Origin of the sequence: Thalassobaculum litoreum DSM 18839 (assembly GCF_900102465.1) — a bacterium.
Classification (GTDB): domain Bacteria; phylum Pseudomonadota; class Alphaproteobacteria; order Thalassobaculales; family Thalassobaculaceae; genus Thalassobaculum; species Thalassobaculum litoreum.
In genome coordinates, this window is sequence record NZ_FNBW01000013.1 from 48,157 (window position 1) to 65,343 (window position 17,187).

The 17,187-nt window shown below is 65.5% G+C and carries 19 protein-coding genes; 7 read left to right on the forward strand and 12 right to left on the reverse strand.

Going from position 1 to position 17,187, the window contains the following annotated elements:
- Positions 1-36: 36 nt before the first annotated feature.
- Together fliM and BLS34_RS19105 are read right to left on the reverse strand one after the other, a co-directional pair.
- Complete coding sequence (fliM, locus tag BLS34_RS19100; RefSeq protein ID WP_028795001.1) at positions 37-1,062, reverse strand: flagellar motor switch protein FliM; 1,026 nt, start codon at positions 1,060-1,062, stop codon at positions 37-39.
- Between the two features lie 71 nt (positions 1,063-1,133).
- Positions 1,134-1,676, reverse strand: a complete 543-nt coding sequence (locus BLS34_RS19105) for a flagellar basal body-associated FliL family protein (protein ID WP_093152880.1) — start codon at positions 1,674-1,676, stop codon at positions 1,134-1,136.
- Between the two features lie 346 nt (positions 1,677-2,022).
- Between BLS34_RS19105 and flgF the strand changes: the two genes are divergently transcribed.
- From flgF to flgH, 4 genes are all read left to right on the forward strand, one after another.
- Positions 2,023-2,754, forward strand: a complete 732-nt coding sequence (gene flgF / locus BLS34_RS19110) for a flagellar basal-body rod protein FlgF (RefSeq protein WP_028795003.1) — start codon at positions 2,023-2,025, stop codon at positions 2,752-2,754.
- Between the two features lie 86 nt (positions 2,755-2,840).
- Positions 2,841-3,626, forward strand: coding sequence for a flagellar basal-body rod protein FlgG (gene flgG / locus BLS34_RS19115; RefSeq protein WP_028795004.1), 786 nt, complete (start codon positions 2,841-2,843; stop codon positions 3,624-3,626).
- Positions 3,627-3,696: 70 nt separating this feature from the next.
- Entirely contained in the window at positions 3,697-4,737 is a 1,041-nt protein-coding gene (flgA, locus tag BLS34_RS19120) for a flagellar basal body P-ring formation chaperone FlgA (RefSeq protein ID WP_175474302.1), read from the forward strand.
- Between the two features lie 82 nt (positions 4,738-4,819).
- Positions 4,820-5,584: a flagellar basal body L-ring protein FlgH gene (gene flgH, locus BLS34_RS19125; protein WP_051244906.1), complete on the forward strand. Its 765-nt coding sequence runs from the start codon at positions 4,820-4,822 to the stop codon at positions 5,582-5,584.
- 105 nt (positions 5,585-5,689) lie between these two features.
- Here flgH and dksA read toward each other — a convergent pair whose 3' ends face one another.
- Together dksA and BLS34_RS19135 are read right to left on the reverse strand one after the other, a co-directional pair.
- Complete coding sequence (gene dksA, locus BLS34_RS19130; RefSeq protein ID WP_028795007.1) at positions 5,690-6,106, reverse strand: RNA polymerase-binding protein DksA; 417 nt, start codon at positions 6,104-6,106, stop codon at positions 5,690-5,692.
- 140 nt (positions 6,107-6,246) lie between these two features.
- Positions 6,247-6,663: a flagellar assembly protein FliX gene (locus tag BLS34_RS19135; protein ID WP_028795008.1), complete on the reverse strand. Its 417-nt coding sequence runs from the start codon at positions 6,661-6,663 to the stop codon at positions 6,247-6,249.
- A gap of 284 nt (positions 6,664-6,947) precedes the next feature.
- Between BLS34_RS19135 and BLS34_RS19140 the strand changes: the two genes are divergently transcribed.
- The 3 genes from BLS34_RS19140 to BLS34_RS19150 are packed head-to-tail and all read left to right on the forward strand — an operon-like array spanning position 6,948 to position 8,892.
- On the forward strand, positions 6,948-8,069 hold the full coding sequence (locus BLS34_RS19140; protein ID WP_038015122.1) for a flagellar basal body P-ring protein FlgI: 1,122 nt from the start codon (positions 6,948-6,950) through the stop codon (positions 8,067-8,069).
- Between the two features lie 14 nt (positions 8,070-8,083).
- Positions 8,084-8,434: a rod-binding protein gene (locus BLS34_RS19145; RefSeq protein ID WP_093152886.1), complete on the forward strand. Its 351-nt coding sequence runs from the start codon at positions 8,084-8,086 to the stop codon at positions 8,432-8,434.
- A complete protein-coding gene (locus BLS34_RS19150; protein WP_093152889.1) occupies positions 8,434-8,892 on the forward strand; it encodes a hypothetical protein in 459 nt (152 codons plus the stop codon). The genes BLS34_RS19145 and BLS34_RS19150 overlap by 1 nt, the downstream gene beginning before the upstream one ends.
- A gap of 106 nt (positions 8,893-8,998) precedes the next feature.
- Here BLS34_RS19150 and BLS34_RS19155 read toward each other — a convergent pair whose 3' ends face one another.
- The 8 genes from BLS34_RS19155 to BLS34_RS19190 form a co-directional block, all read right to left on the reverse strand.
- Complete coding sequence (locus tag BLS34_RS19155; protein WP_028795012.1) at positions 8,999-9,958, reverse strand: tetratricopeptide repeat protein; 960 nt, start codon at positions 9,956-9,958, stop codon at positions 8,999-9,001.
- A gap of 117 nt (positions 9,959-10,075) precedes the next feature.
- Positions 10,076-10,636 carry a hypothetical protein gene (locus BLS34_RS25570; RefSeq protein WP_139189398.1) on the reverse strand — a complete coding sequence of 187 codons (561 nt, stop codon included), beginning with the start codon at positions 10,634-10,636 and terminating at the stop codon, positions 10,076-10,078.
- A gap of 144 nt (positions 10,637-10,780) precedes the next feature.
- Entirely contained in the window at positions 10,781-11,767 is a 987-nt protein-coding gene (locus BLS34_RS19165; protein WP_093152892.1) for a flagellin, read from the reverse strand.
- Between the two features lie 19 nt (positions 11,768-11,786).
- Positions 11,787-13,220, reverse strand: coding sequence for a flagellar hook-associated protein FlgK (gene flgK, locus BLS34_RS19170; RefSeq protein WP_028795015.1), 1,434 nt, complete (start codon positions 13,218-13,220; stop codon positions 11,787-11,789).
- A 71-nt stretch (positions 13,221-13,291) separates the two neighbouring features.
- Positions 13,292-13,669, reverse strand: a complete 378-nt coding sequence (flaF, locus tag BLS34_RS19175; RefSeq protein WP_038015123.1) for a flagellar biosynthesis regulator FlaF — start codon at positions 13,667-13,669, stop codon at positions 13,292-13,294.
- Positions 13,670-13,756: 87 nt separating this feature from the next.
- Complete coding sequence (locus BLS34_RS19180) at positions 13,757-14,584, reverse strand: flagellin (protein WP_028795017.1); 828 nt, start codon at positions 14,582-14,584, stop codon at positions 13,757-13,759.
- Positions 14,585-14,832: 248 nt separating this feature from the next.
- Positions 14,833-16,752 carry a hypothetical protein gene (locus tag BLS34_RS19185; protein WP_093152894.1) on the reverse strand — a complete coding sequence of 640 codons (1,920 nt, stop codon included), beginning with the start codon at positions 16,750-16,752 and terminating at the stop codon, positions 14,833-14,835.
- Complete coding sequence (locus tag BLS34_RS19190; protein WP_093152897.1) at positions 16,752-17,177, reverse strand: hypothetical protein; 426 nt, start codon at positions 17,175-17,177, stop codon at positions 16,752-16,754. Before BLS34_RS19190 ends, BLS34_RS19185 begins: the two co-directional genes overlap by 1 nt.
- Positions 17,178-17,187: the final 10 nt, after the last annotated feature.

Consider the following 17,187-nt stretch of genomic DNA (forward strand, 5'->3'; position numbering starts at 1 on the left):
CTCGCCGCCTCGTGCAGATGCCGACAAGGACGACCGTCACATCTTGCGCAGGCGGTGGCTGATCCGCACAGCGATATTGCCGCCCTTGCGCCCCATCTTACCATTGAACAGCGAGACGTTCCCGCATCGCATGTCGATGGTCGAATTCGGCATCGCGTTCAGCAGGATCCGGCTGCCCGGCTTGAGGTTGAGCACGTCGTTCAGCGGCATGACGACCTCGTCGAGCACCGCGTCGAGCTCCACATCGGTGTTCCAGAGTTCGTTCGCCAGGTGGGTTTCCCAGATCGAGTCGCGGCCGAACTTCTCGCCCATGAACATCTGCAGCAGCAGTTCGCGCACCGGCTCCAGCGTGGCATAGGGCAGCATCAGTTCCAGGCGACCGCCGCGATCCTCCATGTCGATGCGCAGGCGCGCCAGAACGGCTGCGTTGGCCGGGCGGGCGATGGTCGCGAAGCGCGGGTTGGTCTCCAGCCGGTCGAAGCGGAAGGTGACCGGGCTCAGCGGATCGAAGGCGGCCGACAGGTCGCTCAGCACCACGTTGACCATGCGCTCCACCAGGTTGCGCTCGATCGTGGTGTAGGGCCGTCCCTCGATGCGCATCGCCGCCGTGCCGCGCCGGCCGCCGAGCAGCACGTCGACGATGGAGTAGATCAGCGCGCTGTCCACCACCAGGAGGCCGTAGTTGTCCCATTCCTCGGCCTTGAACACCGACAGCATCGCCGGCAACGGGATCGAGTTCAGATAATCGCCGAAACGGATGGAGGTGATGTTGTCCAGCGAGACCTCGACGTTGTCGGAGGTGAAGTTTCGCAGACTGGTCGACATCATGCGCACGAGGCGGTCGAACACGACCTCGAGCATCGGCAGACGTTCATAGGAAACGAGTGCCGAGTTGACGATGGCATGGATGCCCGAGGTGTCGCTTTCGCCGCTGGTGGTCTCGTCGAAACCGAGCAGACTGTCGATCTCGTCCTGGTTCAGGACACGCGCAGCGCCGACATCCTCTTCTTCGTCATCTCCCATCGCCTCCCATTCGGCGGCGAGATCGTCATCGGTTGCCATCAGCCCAGCCTCATCTCTTTCCGGCTCGTCTGCCTCTGTGCCGACCCCGCGGGCCGGACCTGCGCTCCGCCCTACTGGACCAGCATTTCCTTGAACAGCACGTCGCGCACCCGCACCGGCCGGGCGGCAAGATTGACCCGCCTCAGCAATTCCTCGCGCAGCCGGTACATACCGGCCGATCCGTTCAGGTCGTCGACCCGCAGCTCGCGCAGATAGACCTGGAAGTTGTCGACGATGCGCGGCAGCACCTCGTTGATCCGGTCGGTATCCTGCGGCCCTTCCAGCTCAAGCGCGATCTTGATCTTCAGGAAGGTCGACTTCCGGCCGTTGGTGTTCAGGTTCACGATCAGATCCGGCACCTCGAAGAAGAAGGCGCGGGTGTCCTGCGTCGGCGGAGGTGCCGCGGGTGCCGCCGCCTCGCCTTCAGTGGCGGCTTCGGCCGGCGGCGGCTCGCTGCCGCCGAACAGGCCGAGCATGAACGCCGCACCGACGCCCCCGCCTACGAGGAACAGCACAATGATGGCGGCAAAGATGATCAGCCGCTTGCCGCTGACGCGTTTCTTTTCCGGCCCGTCGCCGGCACCATCCATATCGTCGAGGGCTTCATCAGCCATCAGACACTCCCTCGGGCCGATTCATCGGGCCCTGGTGTTCACCGGATCCGGCGGTCGTCGCCCCGGAGCCACCGGCACATCCTGCCGCCACGCATGCCGCGGGACGACCCTGCCGGTCCGATCAGCCTATGCAACCGCAATGCCGACTCACCCTGATTCTACAGAAATGGGGCCGTCGGTAAAAGGCCAGTCCATTCCCGGCCTTCGGCGCCGCGATGCGCTCCCTGCGTAGCGCTCGTCCGCGGTTGGCACGGAGCCTGCATATCCGATCTCCGAGACCGCGGGCTGGACCCGACGGCCAGCAGACAAGAGCCCGAAACGGGCCTGCGAACGCAAGGAGAGAGTGATGGAGAACTCGATCTATATCGGCCTGTCGCGCCAAGCGGCACTGCGCCGGCAGATGAGCCAGGTCGCAAACAACATCGCGAACATGAACACGACCGGCTTCAAGCGCGAGCTGATGATCTATCAGGCCTACGAGACCAAGGTCCCGTTCGCTCAGACCAACGACTTCGTCATCGACAAGGGCACGGCGACCGACCACCAGCCGGGCGCCATGCGCAAGACCGGGAACACCTTCGATCTGGCGATCGACGGCCCCGGGTATTTCCAGGTCGATGACGGCACCGGCACGTTCTATACGCGCAACGGCACGTTCGCCCTGGACGAGTTCAACCAGCTCGTCACCAACCAGGGTCATCTCGTGCTCAATGCGGGAGGCGAGCCGATCTTCGTGCCCCGGTCCGACGAGAAGATCATCATCGAGACCGACGGCAGCGTGAAGCTGGGCGACGAGGTCTTCGGACGCATCGCCGTGGTCGAGTTCGACAACCCGATCGCCCTGAAGAAGACCCGCGACACCCTGTTCGAGTCCGACGAGCTGCCGCGCCCCGCCGAAAACAGCGACGTGCAGCAGGGCCTGATCGAATCCTCGAACGTGAACCCGATCGCCGAGCTGACCACGATGATCGAAGTCAGCCGCATGTACGAGGCGGTCAAGAACCTGATCTCCAAGGAAAGCGAGCGCGAGCAGGACGCGGTCAAGCGTCTGGCACGCCCTGTGCAAGGCTCCGTTTAATCGAATTTACGGGTGATCGGCCGCGTTGAGCCCCGCCCCAGACCAGACGAGACAGGACCCGACGCGGTCATCCAGGGAGTAGAACTATGCAGTCGCTGAACATCGCCGCCACCGGCATGAACGCCCAGCAGATGAACGTCGAGGTCATCTCGAACAACATCTCGAACATGAACACCACCGGCTTCAAGCGTCAGCGTGTGGAGTTCCAGGACCTGATCTACCAGGATCAGCGCCGGGTCGGTACGGCCTCCTCCGACGCCGGTACGGTGGTGCCCTCCGGCATTCAGCTCGGCCTCGGCGTGAAGACCGCCGCGACCTACCGGGTGAACGAGCAGGGCGCGCTGATCCTCACGGACAACCAGTTCGACCTGTCGATCCGCGGCGAAGGCTACTTCCAGATCACCATGCCGAACGGGAACACCGCCTATACCCGGGCCGGCTCCTTCCAGCTCGACCAGAACGGCAGCCTGGTGACCCCCGACGGCTACACCGTGCAGCCGGGCATCACCATTCCGGCCGATGCCCTGGGCGTGACGATCAACGAATCCGGTCAGGTCTTCGCCCAGATCGACGGCCAGGTCGACGAGCAGAATGTCGGCCAGCTGCAGCTGGCGATCTTCCAGAACCCGGCCGGCCTCGAGAATATCGGCGGCAACCTCCTGCTGGAGACCGCCGCGTCGGGTGCCCCCGGCGCCGGCGCGCCCGGTGCCGCCGGCTTCGGCCGCCTGCAGCAGGGCTTCCTGGAATCCTCGAACGTCGACCCGGTGCAGGAGATCACCAACCTGATCACCGCCCAGCGCGCCTACGAGCTGAACTCCAAGGTCATCGAGACCTCCGACCAGATGATGTCGACGGTCAATAACGTCCGATAACGTCCTCTGACGCCCCTCTTTGAGCATGCGGTCCCCGCACGGCGGGGACCGGGACGACGGGAGAAACCCCATGATCCGGATGCGACACGCCCTCACCCACCTGACCCTCGCCGCCACGCTGGCGGCCGGCCTCGGCCTGCCGTCGACCGGCTTCGCGGCGAACGGCCAGACCCCGCGGGCTGGGCAGACCTTGCAGGCTGGGCAGACCTTGCAGGCTGGGCAGAACCTGCCGCTGATCCTCAAGGACAAGGTCGTGCTCGATCATGCCGACCTGATGCTCTCCGACGTCTTTGCCAACCTGCCCGAGGGCTTCGATCAGCGGCTCGCCGACGCGCCCGCCCCGGGCGAACGAATGGTTCTCGGCGCCCGGCAGATCTGGCAGTACGCGCAGGCGTTCGGCCTGAACTGGCGGCCGGAACGCTCCAAGATCGCCGTCGTCGTGACCCGGGCCAGCCTGGAGGTTCCGATGGAGACGATCGCCGACAAGATCGCCCAGCGCCTGGCCACCGAATATGTCGAGGACGAGTTCGATCTCGACCTGTTCGGCCGCTCGTCGAACATGTTCATCGCCGCCAACGAGGGCATGCAGCTCGACATCCATTCGATCAGCTACGACCCGCGCAGCAAGCGCTTCGATGCGACGGTCAGCGCGAATGGCGGCCGTATGACCCAGATGAGCGGCAAGGTCGTCGCGATGGTCGAAGTCCCGATGCTCCGCCGGCACGCCATGCCGGGCCAGGTGATCACCGAAGACATGATCTCCTGGGAGCGGGTCGCCGCCCGCCGCGCCAGCGTGACCACCGTCACCCAGCGCGACGACATCGTCGGACAGACCGCGCGTCGTCCGCTGACCGCCGGTGTGCCGGTCCGGCTGACGGACCTGAAGCCGAACCTGCTGGTCACCAAGGGCGAGCTGATCACCCTGACGGTGCGCACCGGCACGATGACGCTCACCGCCCGCGGCAAGGCCCTGGAATCCGGTACCCGCAACGCGGTGATCCGCGTGACCAACGTCCAGAGCCAGAAGGTCGTCGAAGCCCGGGTGATCGGCCCGGACATGGCGATCGTCGAGCCCGCTTCGCTGGCCAATCTGGTCGCCCTGAACGGCTGAGCCCGTCGAAACCGCGACCGCGACCGTGTTTGGCACGGCTTTTGATACCCGGGTGCAGAAGCGCCCTTTGGAGGATGAAGAAATGACCCGCCTGTCCTCGCCCATCCGGATCCGCCCGCTGCTCGGCATCGCCGCCGCCGCGGTCCTGCTCTCCGGCTGCAACGCGATCGACCGCCTGTCCAACCTGGGCCAGGCGCCGGAGATGTCGCGGATCCAAGATCCGACCCAGTCGCCGGGCTACCAGCCGATCAGCATGCCGATGCCGGCACCTGTGGTGGCGACCCGTCAGGCGAACTCGCTGTGGCAGGAAGGCAGCCGGGCGTTCTTCAAGGACCAGCGCGCCAGCGATATCGGCGACATCATCACCGTCGTGGTCCAGATAAACGATGAGGCCGCGGTCACGAACACCACGACGCGGACCCGTGCCAACAGCGAGGGGGCCAGCCTCGGCGGCCTGTTCGGCTACGAAGGCTCCCTCGGCCAGGTCTTCCCCGAGTCGGTGACCGGCGAGAACCTCGTCGATCTCGGCTCCAACTCCAGCAATGTCGGCAGCGGCGAGGTCGACCGCGAGGAAGAAATCAATATCCGCATCGCCGCGGTGATCACGCAGAAACTGCCGAACGGCAATCTTGTCCTCTACGGCCGGCAGGAAGTGCGCGTTAACTTCGAAGTGCGCGAGATCGTCGTGGGCGGCGTGATCCGCGCGGCCGACATCACCTCCGGCAACACGATCAGTTACGACCAGATGGCCGAAGCCCGCATCGCCTACGGCGGCCGCGGCCAGCTCACCGATGTCCAGCAGCCGCGCTACGGCAGCCAGGTCCTCGACATCATCATGCCGTTCTGAGGCTGATCCGACCCCGGCGGCGCCCACGGGCGCCGCCCCCGAAAACAGAAGGCCGCCCTGGAGGCGGCCTTCGTGTTCTTGCGATCCGATGCGGGCCCGGATCAGTCAGTCGTCGCGGTGCGTGCGCTCCATGCGCTCGTGGCGCTCCTGCGCCTCCAGGCTCAGCGTCGCGATCGGCCGCGCCTCCAGACGGCGCAGGCTGATCGGCTCGTCGGTTTCCTCGCAGTAGCCGTAGGTGCCGTCCTCGATCCGCTTCAGCGCCGCCTCGATCTTGCTGATCAGCTTGCGCTCGCGGTCACGGGTCCGCAGTTCAATCGAGTGCTCGGTCTCCAGCGAGGCCCGGTCCGCCATGTCCGGCTGCTGTAAATTCTGTTCTGTCAGGTTGCTCAGGGTTTCGCCGGCCTCCTTCACGAGGTCGGCTTTCCAACGCAGCAGCTTTTGGCGGAAATATTCCAGCTGCTTCGGATTCATGAACTCCTCTTCATCCGACGGCTGATAGTCCGGCGGCAAGGTAACGCTCATCCGAAATCCTCCACGCGTCTTCGACCACAGCCGGCTCCCTCGGAGAACCCGACAAGCGGATCGCTTTCCGGGGGAACCTGCCGATATCGCCGATGGGCGGAGCCTTTGCGCCGATACCGCCGACGACGACGCGCGTGGGGTTACACGCTTCGACCCAGTTTCGCAAGCTCGACTCGTGCGCGGAGTTCAATGTCGTCGAGGATTTCGGAAAGGCGCGGATCGTCGATTTCCTCGCGCTGCTCGCGCGCCGCCGTCGCCAGGTCATGCAGACGATCGGTCGGCACCATTCCCATCAGCAGGCCGTCGCGGAGATCCTCCAGCCGAGACAGCATGAGCTCGGCCCGTTCCTTGGCCTTGCGCGCGTTGCCCTCGCGGTCGCCGACCGATTGCAGGGCGAAAACCGAGTCGACCGACGAGGTCGGCGCCGGGCCGCTGGCCCGCTCCGGCGCGTCGGTCTCCGAGATCATGTCGGCAAAGGCCGACCCGCCCGTAGACGACGACTTCTTCGTGCGTTTCGCCTGGGAAACGCCGCTGACCTTGGTGGGATCAACTTTCATGAGAAGCCTCAATTGCCGTGGCGGTCGCGACGCGGCGCTGGCCTATATCCTGCAATTCTTTCACCGTCAGAGCAAATGCAGGCGTCGCAGGCCCTATCAGACCGCATCGCCAGGGATAGATTGCCTTATATCACGACCACGACCGGCAGACGAACCGGCGACATCGAACGGCGGAGCGGCCCGGACCACGGGTTGGCACGAAACTCGCATAGAGATGGCCAGACCGGAGAACCCGGCAGAAACGATACTCGAGCCGAGACGCGCGAAACGCGGGGACAGAGACGATGACGCTGACACGCTTCCTGAAAGGCATCGCGACCGGGCTGACCGCCCTGGTGCTGACGGCCACCGCCGCGGGCGCCCAGACGCGAATCAAGGACATCGTCGATTTCGAGGGCGTGCGCGAGAACATGCTGATCGGATACGGCCTCGTGGTCGGCCTGAACGGCACCGGTGACTCGCTGAACTCGGCAATCTTTACCCGTGAGAGCCTGGTCGGCATGCTCGAGCGCCTCGGCGTCAACTCGCGCGACAGCAGCCTGAGCACCGACAACGTGGCCGCGGTCATGGTCACCGCGACCCTGCCCCCCTTCTCCACCCAGGGCACGCGGATCGACGTCAGCATCTCCGCCATCGGCGACGCCGAGGATCTGCTCGGCGGCACGCTGCTGGTGACCCCGCTGGTCGGTGCCGACGGCGAGGTCTATGCCGTGGCCCAGGGCCCGGTCGCCACCGGCGCCTTCTCCGCCCAGGGTCAGGCCGCCTCGATCAGCCGCGGCGTGCCCACCGGCGGCCGGATCGCCAACGGCGCGATCGTCGAGCGCGAGATCGACTTCAAGCTGAACATGATGGAGACGGTGCGCATCGCGCTCCGCAATCCGGACTTCACCACCTCGCGCCGCATCGCCCAGGCCATCAACGCCTTCGTCGGCGGCCCGATCGCCCAGTCCGTTGACTCGGGCACGGTGCGGATGCTGGTGCCCGATGCCTACCGCAACAACGCGGTCGCCCTGATCACCGATATCGAGCAGCTCCGCGTCACCCCGGACAACATCGCCAAGGTGGTGATCGACGAGCAGACCGGCGTCATCGTCATGGGCGAGAACGTCCGCATCAACACCGTCGCCATCGCTCAGGGCAACCTGACGATCCGCATCACCGAAACCCCGCAGGTCAGCCAGCCGCAGCCCTTCAGCGAGACCGGCGAGACGGTCGAGGTGCCGCGCACGCAGATCGAGATCGACGACGAGAGCGACAACCGCCTGACGGTGCTGCCGACCACGGTGACCCTGCAGGAACTGGTCGACGGCCTGAACGCCCTCGGCGTGGGTCCGCGCGACATGATCTCGATCCTGCAGGCGATCAAGGCATCCGGGGCCCTGCAAGCCGAACTCGAAGTGCTCTGAGGGAGGACGGACCGATGACCGCGAACCTTTCCATGGCCAATCTCGGCACCGCCGATCTGGCGATGACCCGCAGCCGCAACAACACGGCGCACACCGCCGCCGAAATCCAGGCCGCCGCCCGCGCCAAGGACAATGAGGCCGTGCGGGCGACCGCCGAGAAGTTCGAGGCCCAGTTCCTGTCCCAGATGATGGGCCACATGTTCAAGGGCATCAGCAGCGACGGCGTCTTCGGCGGCGGGCAAGCGGAGGACACCTGGCGCGACTTCTACGTCGAGGAAATCACCAAGTCCTTCGCCTCGCGGGGCGGTATCGGCCTCGCGGATACCATTGAAAGACAACTGCTGACGCTGCAGGAGGCCGTGTGATGGACCCCCGTGAACTGATCCAGCATTTCGTGGAATCGATGACGCAGCTGATGGCGCTGATGCGCCAGGAGACCGAGCTGGTGCGCAACAAGCAGTACGATCAGGTGGAGAAGATCCAGCGCCACAAGGTCAAGCTGAGCCAGGCCTTCGAGATCCACCAGCGGGCGATCAAGAAGAACCTGAGCGCGGTGGAGACCCTGTCTACCGAGGAGCGCTCCGAACTCCGCTCCCTGTATCAGGTGTTCCGCGAGACCCTGTCGGAGAACATGCTGGCCCTGAAAGCGGCCCAGGATGCGACCGACAAGATGGTCAACCTCATCATCAGCAGCGTCCGCAAGGCCCGGGGGCTGCCCGAGAACGCTCCCGCGCATACCGGCCGCAAGGCGTCGATCCAGCGCGGCTATGGCGCCTACGCTGCCTCGGGCAGTTCCGGCCAGCTCATGAGCCGCACGCTCTGACGCGATACCGCCGTCCGATCCGCCCGTACCGCCCGGCAGATTCTGCCGGCCGGACGGTGCGCCGTCGGATTGTCGGGCTCAGTTTATATTTCAGCCAGATCGAGGGTTATAATTCAGCCAGATAGCGGGCGTTGTCCGGCGCCAGCTCGCGCACCCGCGACCGCGACGCCTCGGCAAGATCTGCCTCGCCCGCGAGCGTGTGGATCCGCGCCATGGCGAAGTGCCCGTCGATGCTCTGCGGGTCGAGCTCGATCGAGCGGACCGCCGCCTTGCGGGCGTCGATCAACTCCCCTGTCTCCGCTTTGAGCCAAGCCAGTCCACCCAGCAGGGCCGCATCGTCGGGATTGCCGGCGAGGGCTCCCTCGAACTCCGCCATCGCTTCGTCGATCCGCCCCAACTGCCCCAGACAGCTCGCGAGCTTGCCCCGGAAGGCCGTCACCTTCGGCGCCCGATCGGTGGCCGCGCGGAAACATTTCTCCGCCTGTTCCAGCTCGCCGAGATCGACGAACGCTTCACCGAGCTGATACAGGGCGTTGACATTGTCCGGGTTGATTTCGACCGCCTTGATCAGGAACTGGACCGCGTCGGCCCCCTCCCCCATCTCGCGGCCGACAATGCCGCGCCACACCAGGGCTTCCGAGGCCGACGGGTCGGCTTCGATTGCCCGCTCGAGGCTGGCCGCCGCGCCGGGCAGGTCGTCCATGCCGCGCTGAGTCAGGGCCTTGTTGAAATGCGCTTCGACATAGTGCGGGTCGAGGGCGATCGCCTTGTCGAACTGGCGATCGGCAGCCGCGAGGTCGCCAAGCTTGAGATCGGCGGTACCGATATGGTTGGGATAGGCTGCGTTGGTCGGATCGATATCCGCGGCGGCCGCCAGCAGCCCCTTCGCGCCCTCGAACTCACCGCATTGGAGACACAGCAAACCGGCCAGATGCAGCGCGCGCTCATGCTGGGGATCGGCGTTGAGAATCTCGACATAGAGATCGCGAGCCTGCTCGAACTCACCCGCCTCGTGAAGGCGGACAGCGGCGACGAGTTTGGGTTGCAGGTCGTCGTCAACGGTCATGCAGAGTCACTCCGCCACGGATGGATACGGGTAGCTGAAAACGTACCACATATTGTCAAGACGGAGCACGCAATCAAAGGCAATCTCAATACGGGTCAGGGACCGGTACGGCGGGTATCAGGCAACAAGGTCGATGCGGGTCCGGCCAGTGGGCGCCGCCGGCGCAGGACCGGACTGTCCGGTCTGGGTATCCGCGCCCTCGGCTCCCGACGGGCCGCCGGTATCCGGCGCGGTCGGATCCGAGGTGACCGGATCCGCCGCTTCCTGCTCGCGCAGAGCCTGGGTCACCGGGCCGCCGATGGTCGGCGGCGGCGGGCCGGTCTGCTCATCCGGGCGTGCCTCCGCTTCCGGAAGAACGAAGGGGCGGGCGGAGGGATCACGGCGGTAGCGCTCGACCGCGGACTCGGCGGGGAACTGCCGGGTGACGTCCCCGGATTCCGTGTCGCGAACCTGGAAAATCACGGTGAGGGAGCGCGAATCGAACGTCAGGAACGGGCTGACATAGAACTGGCCGGATGACGATGCGCTGACGGATTCGGCGGCTGGAGACTGGCGGGAGTCCGAGGAGCCGCCCGCGATGGAGGCACGGTTAGACGTACCCGACGTCGCGGACTCGCGCGCAACCGACCGCGGCTCGCTTGCCGCGCCTGCTATACCGGTTACACTGCGTATATCCACGGGCTCCTCCATTCTGGAGCGATGCCATACTTCACACTAATTTAACTTATATAATACTCAGAAGTCAGGCTGCAAGCCATTCGGCTTGGCCGACCACGCGTGCGTCGATGTCTGTCGACGGAAAATCGATCGTGGAAGACTCTCTTAAATGAACTTCGTAAGGCTCAGGTTCCGCAACACGGCCGTGGTCTGGAACGACGCCTCAAGCTGGGCCTGCAACGTCTGGAACTCGGCGACCGCCTCGTAGGGATCCACATCTTCGATCTTGCCGATCTGGGTCTCCAGCAGCAGGATCGTCTCCTTGTGGGCCTCCTGCCGGGTGGCCATCTCGCTGCCCACGACGCCGTTCTGCCCGACCATGTCGTTCATCAGGTCGATAGCGGCCTCGATCTTGCCGAGGCCCCAGTTCAACAGGTTACGGTATTCGGCGTCGTCGCCTGCGGTGAAAGTCGTGTTGGAGAAGGCATACAGCACGTCGAAGACCTCTTCGAAGGTCGCGCTGTCATTCGCCAACTCGCCGAAGTCCAGATCGACCCCCTGATCGACGCGCACCGACAGCGAGCCTGGCGCCGGGGTCGTCACGTTGTTCCAGTTGGCGTCCACGTCGAAGAACGCCTCCGCGGCGGCGATGATGCCGGCGGAGCCGCCGGCGAGCGCCGGCTGGGCATAGGCACCCTGGGTGGTCGCCGGATCGATGATCGGCTGGGTGTCCGTATCGGTGCCGTTGAACAGGTACTTGCCATCCGTCGTCTGGTTCAGAAGGTTCGACATCTGGTTGATCGCCGCGGTGGCGAAGGTCGACAACGCCAGCGAGGACTGCTCGAACAGACCCTCGACCTGCTCGTAGAGCTGTGTGCGCAGATCCTCTGCGACAGACGTCATCTGCTGCAGCGTCGCGTCGATCGTCTCGGTCTTCACCTTCGTGTTGTTGATCGAGTTGATATAGGAGTCCGCCGACGTCCGCTGCTCCTTCAGGGTGATCAGCAGGCGCGTGTCCTGCCCGCTGAAGCCGCTGTAGACCTGACTGCGCTTGCCTGTGGAGATCTGCTGCTGGGCATCCGCGATCCGGCGTTGAATCGACGTGATCGAGGTGTCGATCCTCAGGTTCTGGCTCAGAGTCGAAATACGCATGATCTAGCCCTCTCCGCGGTTATCGAACAACGGCCAGGAGTTCGTCGAGTGCATCCTGCACCGACGACAACACCCGCGCTGATGCCGCAAACGCGCTTTCCAACTGAATGAGGCTGGCGAGTTCCTCGTCGACATTGACACCGCTCTCGTCACGAAGCCGTTCTTCCAGGAGATTGCGAACCTGGTCCTGGAATCCGAGCTGGCTTTCGTAATCCGCCTTCTGATTGGCCTGATAGGATACCAGGTCGGCAGCGAATTCTTCGATCGTGGCCGTGCCGTTGAGCCCGTTGACCGCCACGAAGGCCTGGGCGGTGTCGAACATGTCGATGACCGCCAGGGCCAGCGAGTTGTCGCTCACCCCGCTCGACACGAAGGTGCCGCCGTTGCCGTCACGCAGAATGGTGGGGGTCGCGGTAACGGTCGGGTTGACCTGGATCTGGGCCGAGAAGCCCTGATCGCCACCCGGGATCGCGTTGCCGGCATCGACGAACAGGTCGATGTTCGCGGTATTGCCGCCGACGTTGATGGTATCGAACTGCTGGGCCAGCTCGAAGGCCAGCGAGTCCAGCTGGTCCTGCGCCAGCGGAAGAACGGTGTCCCGAAGTTCCAGCAGGCCCCCGAGCTTGCCGCTGTTGATGCTGCCATTGATCGAGAACGGCGCGTTGAACCCGTTGTCCAGGAACACGGCATTCAGACCCACGTCCGGCCCGACGGTGTTCGTCGGGTTGAAGGTCAGGGTCACCGCGGTCTGGTCGAGCAGGAAGTCGCTGCCGCCGGTCATGACGGCGATCGTACCGTTAGGCCGGTCGAAGGTCTGAATATCCATCTCTTCGGAGAGCTTGGCGACCCAGCGGTCCCGCTCGTCCTCCAGATCCGCCGTCGACTCGCCGACGGCACTGCGCGCGCCGATCTCGCCGTTCATCTTCTCGATGTTGGCCAGGGCCTCGTTGATGTTGTCGACCGACTCCGCGATGCGGGTATCCGCCTCGGCCCGAAGATCCTGGACCGCTCCCGACAGCGACTGGAACGCTTCCGCCACGGCCGTCGCCGCGCGCAGAACGTCCGACTGGGCGGTCGACGCGTCCGGGTTGGTCGCGAGGACCTGGAAGGATTTCTTCAGGTCGGTAATTTTTGCCGAGATCGAGGCATTGTCCTCCGGGCGGCCGAACTCCAGCTCAAGGCGCCCGAGGAAGTCGTCGATGACCTTCAGCTCCTCCACCGTGGAGGTCTGGTTGCGCACGTCGGTCTGAAGTTGGGAGTTCACCAGGCGGGTGATCTCCTCCAGCCGGACCGTGCTGCTCTGCCCGTCGATGATCCGCGTGGATTGTGTCTGGGTCTTCTTCGTGTAGCCATCGACATTCGCGTTGGTGATGTTGCGCGCAGCAATGTCGATCCCTGCCTGGGCCGCATTCAGACCGCTGGTCGCGGTGGTAAGGGCGGAAAGGAGGCTCATGACGGGTCCTTACGATTGACACGGAAACTGACAAGCAAGAAACGTGCCGCCCCCTGTGTCGCTCTCCTGGATTAGCCGGCCATCGATTGTGGCTCGGGTTTCAGGCCCGCCATGATCTGGCGGTTGATCTCGATCAGATCGTCCAAGGGCGCGCTGTCGTCGGACATCACGAGCTTGGTTTCCTTCATGACCCAGAGCGCCAGGCTTGCGATGCCGCCCTTGAGTTGCTGCGGCAGAGCGTTGGCCGGGTCGTTCACATCCGCCAGGAAGACACCCCAGACCTTCTCGTTCTGAAGGATCCAGTTGTATTTCTCCTGGATGGTGACCTTGCCGTCGCGGGCCTTCATCAGGCCGCCGGTAACCTGGGCCAGGAGGCGATACTCCAGGTCCCGTCCGTTCTGCACGGCGGTCGCCACCTGTGTATTCTTGTATGCACCGTATCCCCGCATTCCTTAGTCCTCCGTCGAGACCGTCGCCCACCCTGCCCGATCCGGCAGCGGGACGCGGTCAAGCGGTGCCGGTTGAGCCGGCACCGATTACTGGAACAGGCCGAGCAGGATCTGCGGTGCCTGGTTCGCGATGCCGAGAACCTGGACGCCGAGCTGCTGGCGCACCTGCAAGGCGGTCAGTCGGGCACTCTCGCGCGCCATGTCGGCATCGACGATGTTGCCGAGACCTTCTTCCGTCGCATCGGTGATCTGGTCGAGGAACGTGGTCTGCAGATCCAGGGCGCGGGCTTCCGCACCGAGCGAGCCGAGCGCCGCGTTCACCACCGACTCCAGGTTGGAGTAGGCATTGGCGATCACACCCTGAGCCGCGTTCGCCGTGCCGAGGCCGACGGCCGCCAGCGACAGCACCTGAGTTCGCAGGTCCGCGTTGGTCAGGGTCAGCGTACCGCCCGCCAGGTTCGACAGGGTGTTGATGGTCGGCGCGGCACCGGCCGTATCCAGCAGGTTGACGCCGTTGAACACCGCGTTGTCGATGAAGTTGGCCGCCTGCGAGAGCAGTTCGGTGAAATCGTTGGTCAGGATCTGCCGCTGGGTCGTGGTGATGCCTTCGTTCGACAGTTCCGTCAGCTTCTGGCGCACCGTCTGGAGCAGGTCCGAGATGCTGGTGGCGCCGGCGATCGCGACGTTGGCGATGCCCTTGGAGTTGTTCAGGCCCTGGCTGATCGCGCCGAGCGCCTTGATGTCGCCGCGGATGCCCTGGGCAATCGCGAAGTTGGAGGCATCATCGATCGCTCCGGTGACCTTGAGGCCGGTGGAGACGCGATTCTGCGTGGTGGCGAGGAGATTGTTGGTCCGCTCCAGATTACGAAGAGCGACCAGGGCTTCCGGGTTAGTCAGGATCGAGTTGCTAGCCATCGTTCTGTTCCTTCGTCAACTTTCTGCTGACCCCTGATCTCTGGCTCCCCGCCACGATCGCCGGCATTTGCCGGGTTGGGTCCGTCCGTTCCCACCCCCGCAAGGGGCGGGCCAAAACGGCTTGGAACAGAATTTTTCTTTAATTTTATATAGTTAGGAAAAAGGGCAGATTCTGCATGCCCGATGAAATCGGGTATGGCGGCAGAAACTCACCGGCTGATCGGGAAAAAACGTCCCGGTAAGAAGCGTCAATTCCGGGGTTGGGCGCGGGTCCGGAGCAGTCCGGCGGCACGCTCGACCGCGAGCGAGATGTCCATCGCCTCATCCCGCCGCAGGGTCGGCGTGACGTTGGCGAAGAAGAAATCGCGGTCGTCGAGGATGCTGTAGAACGAGGAGGCCAACCGGATCGTCGGGCATCCAAGGGCGGCGGCGAGCACGCACACGCTGGTCGCCGTCGACACCACGCCGTCCAATGCGGAGATCAGCGCGGCCACGCCGTCGAGATCCTCGAGCTGGTCCAGATCCTCCGGCCGCCACAGCTCGATCCCGTGCTCTCGGCGCAGGGAATCGAGCTCGTCCCGGCACTCGTCATATTGGAGACAGACAAAGCGATAGCCGGGAACCCGCAGGATCGGCAACATCTGCGGCAGCTCGGCGTAATAGGCGGACCGCAGTCCGCCGCCCATCATGCTGCGCCAACACAGGCCGATCAGCGGTCCTTCTCCCCCGAGCCCGCCCACTCTCGCGCGCCACGCCGCCACCTTCGCCGGATCGGCCGTGAGATAGCCGCCCTGTGTCGACGGACGGGCGCGGTCGCGGCGATAACGCGCCGGCAGGTCGCCGGCATGGATGTGCGAGGTAAGGCCGAGGGCCGGAACGACACCGGTATAGTCGTAGATCGCACCCTTTCCCTCGGCCCGGACCTGGCGGTCGATCAGCCTGAGGCCGGGGAACGAGCGGCGGAACAGCGGATGGAACCGCGGATCCGCTTCCACCACCGGGGCCGGACAGTCCGCCAGCAGATCCGGCAGACACGACATGAACAGCAGTTCGTCGCCGATCCCCTGCTCCGCCGCGACCAGCATGCCTTCTGCGGGCAGATCCGGACCGTCCACCCGCGGCGGCAGACCTACGGTCCGGTGGAACCGCGGCCCGGTCGTCCGCGCCGCCTCCAGATCCCAGCCGCGTCCGAGATCGCCGACCGCCTTCTCCACCTGGCCCCACAGATAAGCGAGTTCGCTGTCCTGCGGATGCGCCGTCCAGCCGGTCCGGGCGACCCGGCCGGCGAGATCGTACTGCGCTCGGCTGATCGCCGCCTGGGCCATCGACCAGGCACCGCCCCGATCGTCGGGCGTGACCAGCAGACCGCGCCGGGCGGCGGACTGGCTCGCGGAGAAATCGCCCTCGGCCCGCTCGGCCAAGGCCCGCTGCTCCCAGGCCGCGGCGGAAAGCGGCTGGATCATCGTGGCCCGCCTCGCCCATCGGCGACGCGAGGCCAAGCCGGCGGGCCGGTTGGCCGATTCACTCAGGAGCCTTGCCCCGTCGGCGTTCTGCGGGGCGGCCGCGACGGCCCGTCTGGCCCAGGCCCAGGCTTCCTGGCCGCGATCCGCCTCGCGGGCTGCGACGACGGCCGTCACCGCCAGTTCGGGCAGCAGCGGCAACATCCTGCAGGCCTTCAGCGCCGCGGTCGCCGCCAGCGCCCACCGTTCCGCCTGCCCGGCCACCATAGCCAGACGCACCAGCGTCGTCGGCTGGTTCGGCTCCGAAACCGCCGCCCACCACGCGAAGGGTACGGCCGCCGCACTCCGGCCCGCCCGAGTCAGCGTGTCGGCCATGGCGAAGGCCGCGCGCCCTGTCCCCTGCGGGTCGACCACCAAGGCCCGGCGAAGGAGTTTCTCCGATCCCGGTCCATCGCCGAGTTCCGCCGTGGCCTGTCCCGCCAGTTCCAGAATCTGCGGCTGCAGCGGATCGAGGCACAGGGCCCGGCCGCACAACCGGATCTGGGTGCGGGCATCGCCGCCGATCACCAGGGTGACGAGCCGGGGATCCCCCGGAGCGGCGCAGATCGCCGCCCGGAACCAGTCCTGGGCCGCCGCAGAGCGCTGGGCCGCGCGGTCGGCAAGGCCTCGGCGCAGGGCCTGTTGCGCGATCGGGTCGAGCGGCCGCATCAGGCGTCGGCCGCCGTCGACGTCAACGTGGCTAGCATCGCCGCCGCGCGGCGGTTCAGCCGCAGGCCCCGGTCGGTCTCGTCCCGGTCGCCGATGACAGCCGAACGTTGGAACGCACGCTGCGCCGGGCCGCCGTCCCGCAGACCGCGGTCGAGAGCGCCCAGATGGTTCCAGGCAGATCCGCAAACCGGCCGCCGCTTGAGCGACGCTGTCACATAAGCGCGGCCGGTCGCCGCGGCACCTCGCTGAAACAGCGCCGTGCCGTAGAGATCCAATACATCGGCATGGGTCGGCAGATCTCTGAGAACCCGCTCATAGGCCTGCGCGGCGGCGAGCACATGGCCCCCGGTATGCCGATGAATCGACTGATTGAACAAAGTTGTGAGGGTTGTCTTGCGTTCGGTCGTGAGCGACTGCCCGGTCATGGACCGGTGC

Bases quoted from the DNA above. Each gene is read 5' to 3' on its own strand.
- fliM (WP_028795001.1), bottom strand. From the start codon at position 1,062: ATGGCAACCGATGACGATCTCGCCGCCGAATGGGAGGCGATGGGAGAT.
- BLS34_RS19105 (WP_093152880.1), bottom strand. From the start codon at position 1,676: ATGGCTGATGAAGCCCTCGACGATATGGATGGTGCCGGCGACGGGCCG.
- flgF (WP_028795003.1), top strand. From the start codon at position 2,023: ATGGAGAACTCGATCTATATCGGCCTGTCGCGCCAAGCGGCACTGCGC.
- flgG (WP_028795004.1), top strand. From the start codon at position 2,841: ATGCAGTCGCTGAACATCGCCGCCACCGGCATGAACGCCCAGCAGATG.
- flgA (WP_175474302.1), top strand. From the start codon at position 3,697: ATGATCCGGATGCGACACGCCCTCACCCACCTGACCCTCGCCGCCACG.
- flgH (WP_051244906.1), top strand. From the start codon at position 4,820: ATGACCCGCCTGTCCTCGCCCATCCGGATCCGCCCGCTGCTCGGCATC.
- dksA (WP_028795007.1), bottom strand. From the start codon at position 6,106: ATGAGCGTTACCTTGCCGCCGGACTATCAGCCGTCGGATGAAGAGGAG.
- BLS34_RS19135 (WP_028795008.1), bottom strand. From the start codon at position 6,663: ATGAAAGTTGATCCCACCAAGGTCAGCGGCGTTTCCCAGGCGAAACGC.
- BLS34_RS19140 (WP_038015122.1), top strand. From the start codon at position 6,948: ATGACGCTGACACGCTTCCTGAAAGGCATCGCGACCGGGCTGACCGCC.
- BLS34_RS19145 (WP_093152886.1), top strand. From the start codon at position 8,084: ATGACCGCGAACCTTTCCATGGCCAATCTCGGCACCGCCGATCTGGCG.
- BLS34_RS19150 (WP_093152889.1), top strand. From the start codon at position 8,434: ATGGACCCCCGTGAACTGATCCAGCATTTCGTGGAATCGATGACGCAG.
- BLS34_RS19155 (WP_028795012.1), bottom strand. From the start codon at position 9,958: ATGACCGTTGACGACGACCTGCAACCCAAACTCGTCGCCGCTGTCCGC.
- BLS34_RS19165 (WP_093152892.1), bottom strand. From the start codon at position 11,767: ATGCGTATTTCGACTCTGAGCCAGAACCTGAGGATCGACACCTCGATC.
- flgK (WP_028795015.1), bottom strand. From the start codon at position 13,220: ATGAGCCTCCTTTCCGCCCTTACCACCGCGACCAGCGGTCTGAATGCG.
- flaF (WP_038015123.1), bottom strand. From the start codon at position 13,669: ATGCGGGGATACGGTGCATACAAGAATACACAGGTGGCGACCGCCGTG.
- BLS34_RS19180 (WP_028795017.1), bottom strand. From the start codon at position 14,584: ATGGCTAGCAACTCGATCCTGACTAACCCGGAAGCCCTGGTCGCTCTT.
- BLS34_RS19185 (WP_093152894.1), bottom strand. From the start codon at position 16,752: ATGCGGCCGCTCGACCCGATCGCGCAACAGGCCCTGCGCCGAGGCCTT.
- BLS34_RS19190 (WP_093152897.1), bottom strand. From the start codon at position 17,177: ATGACCGGGCAGTCGCTCACGACCGAACGCAAGACAACCCTCACAACT.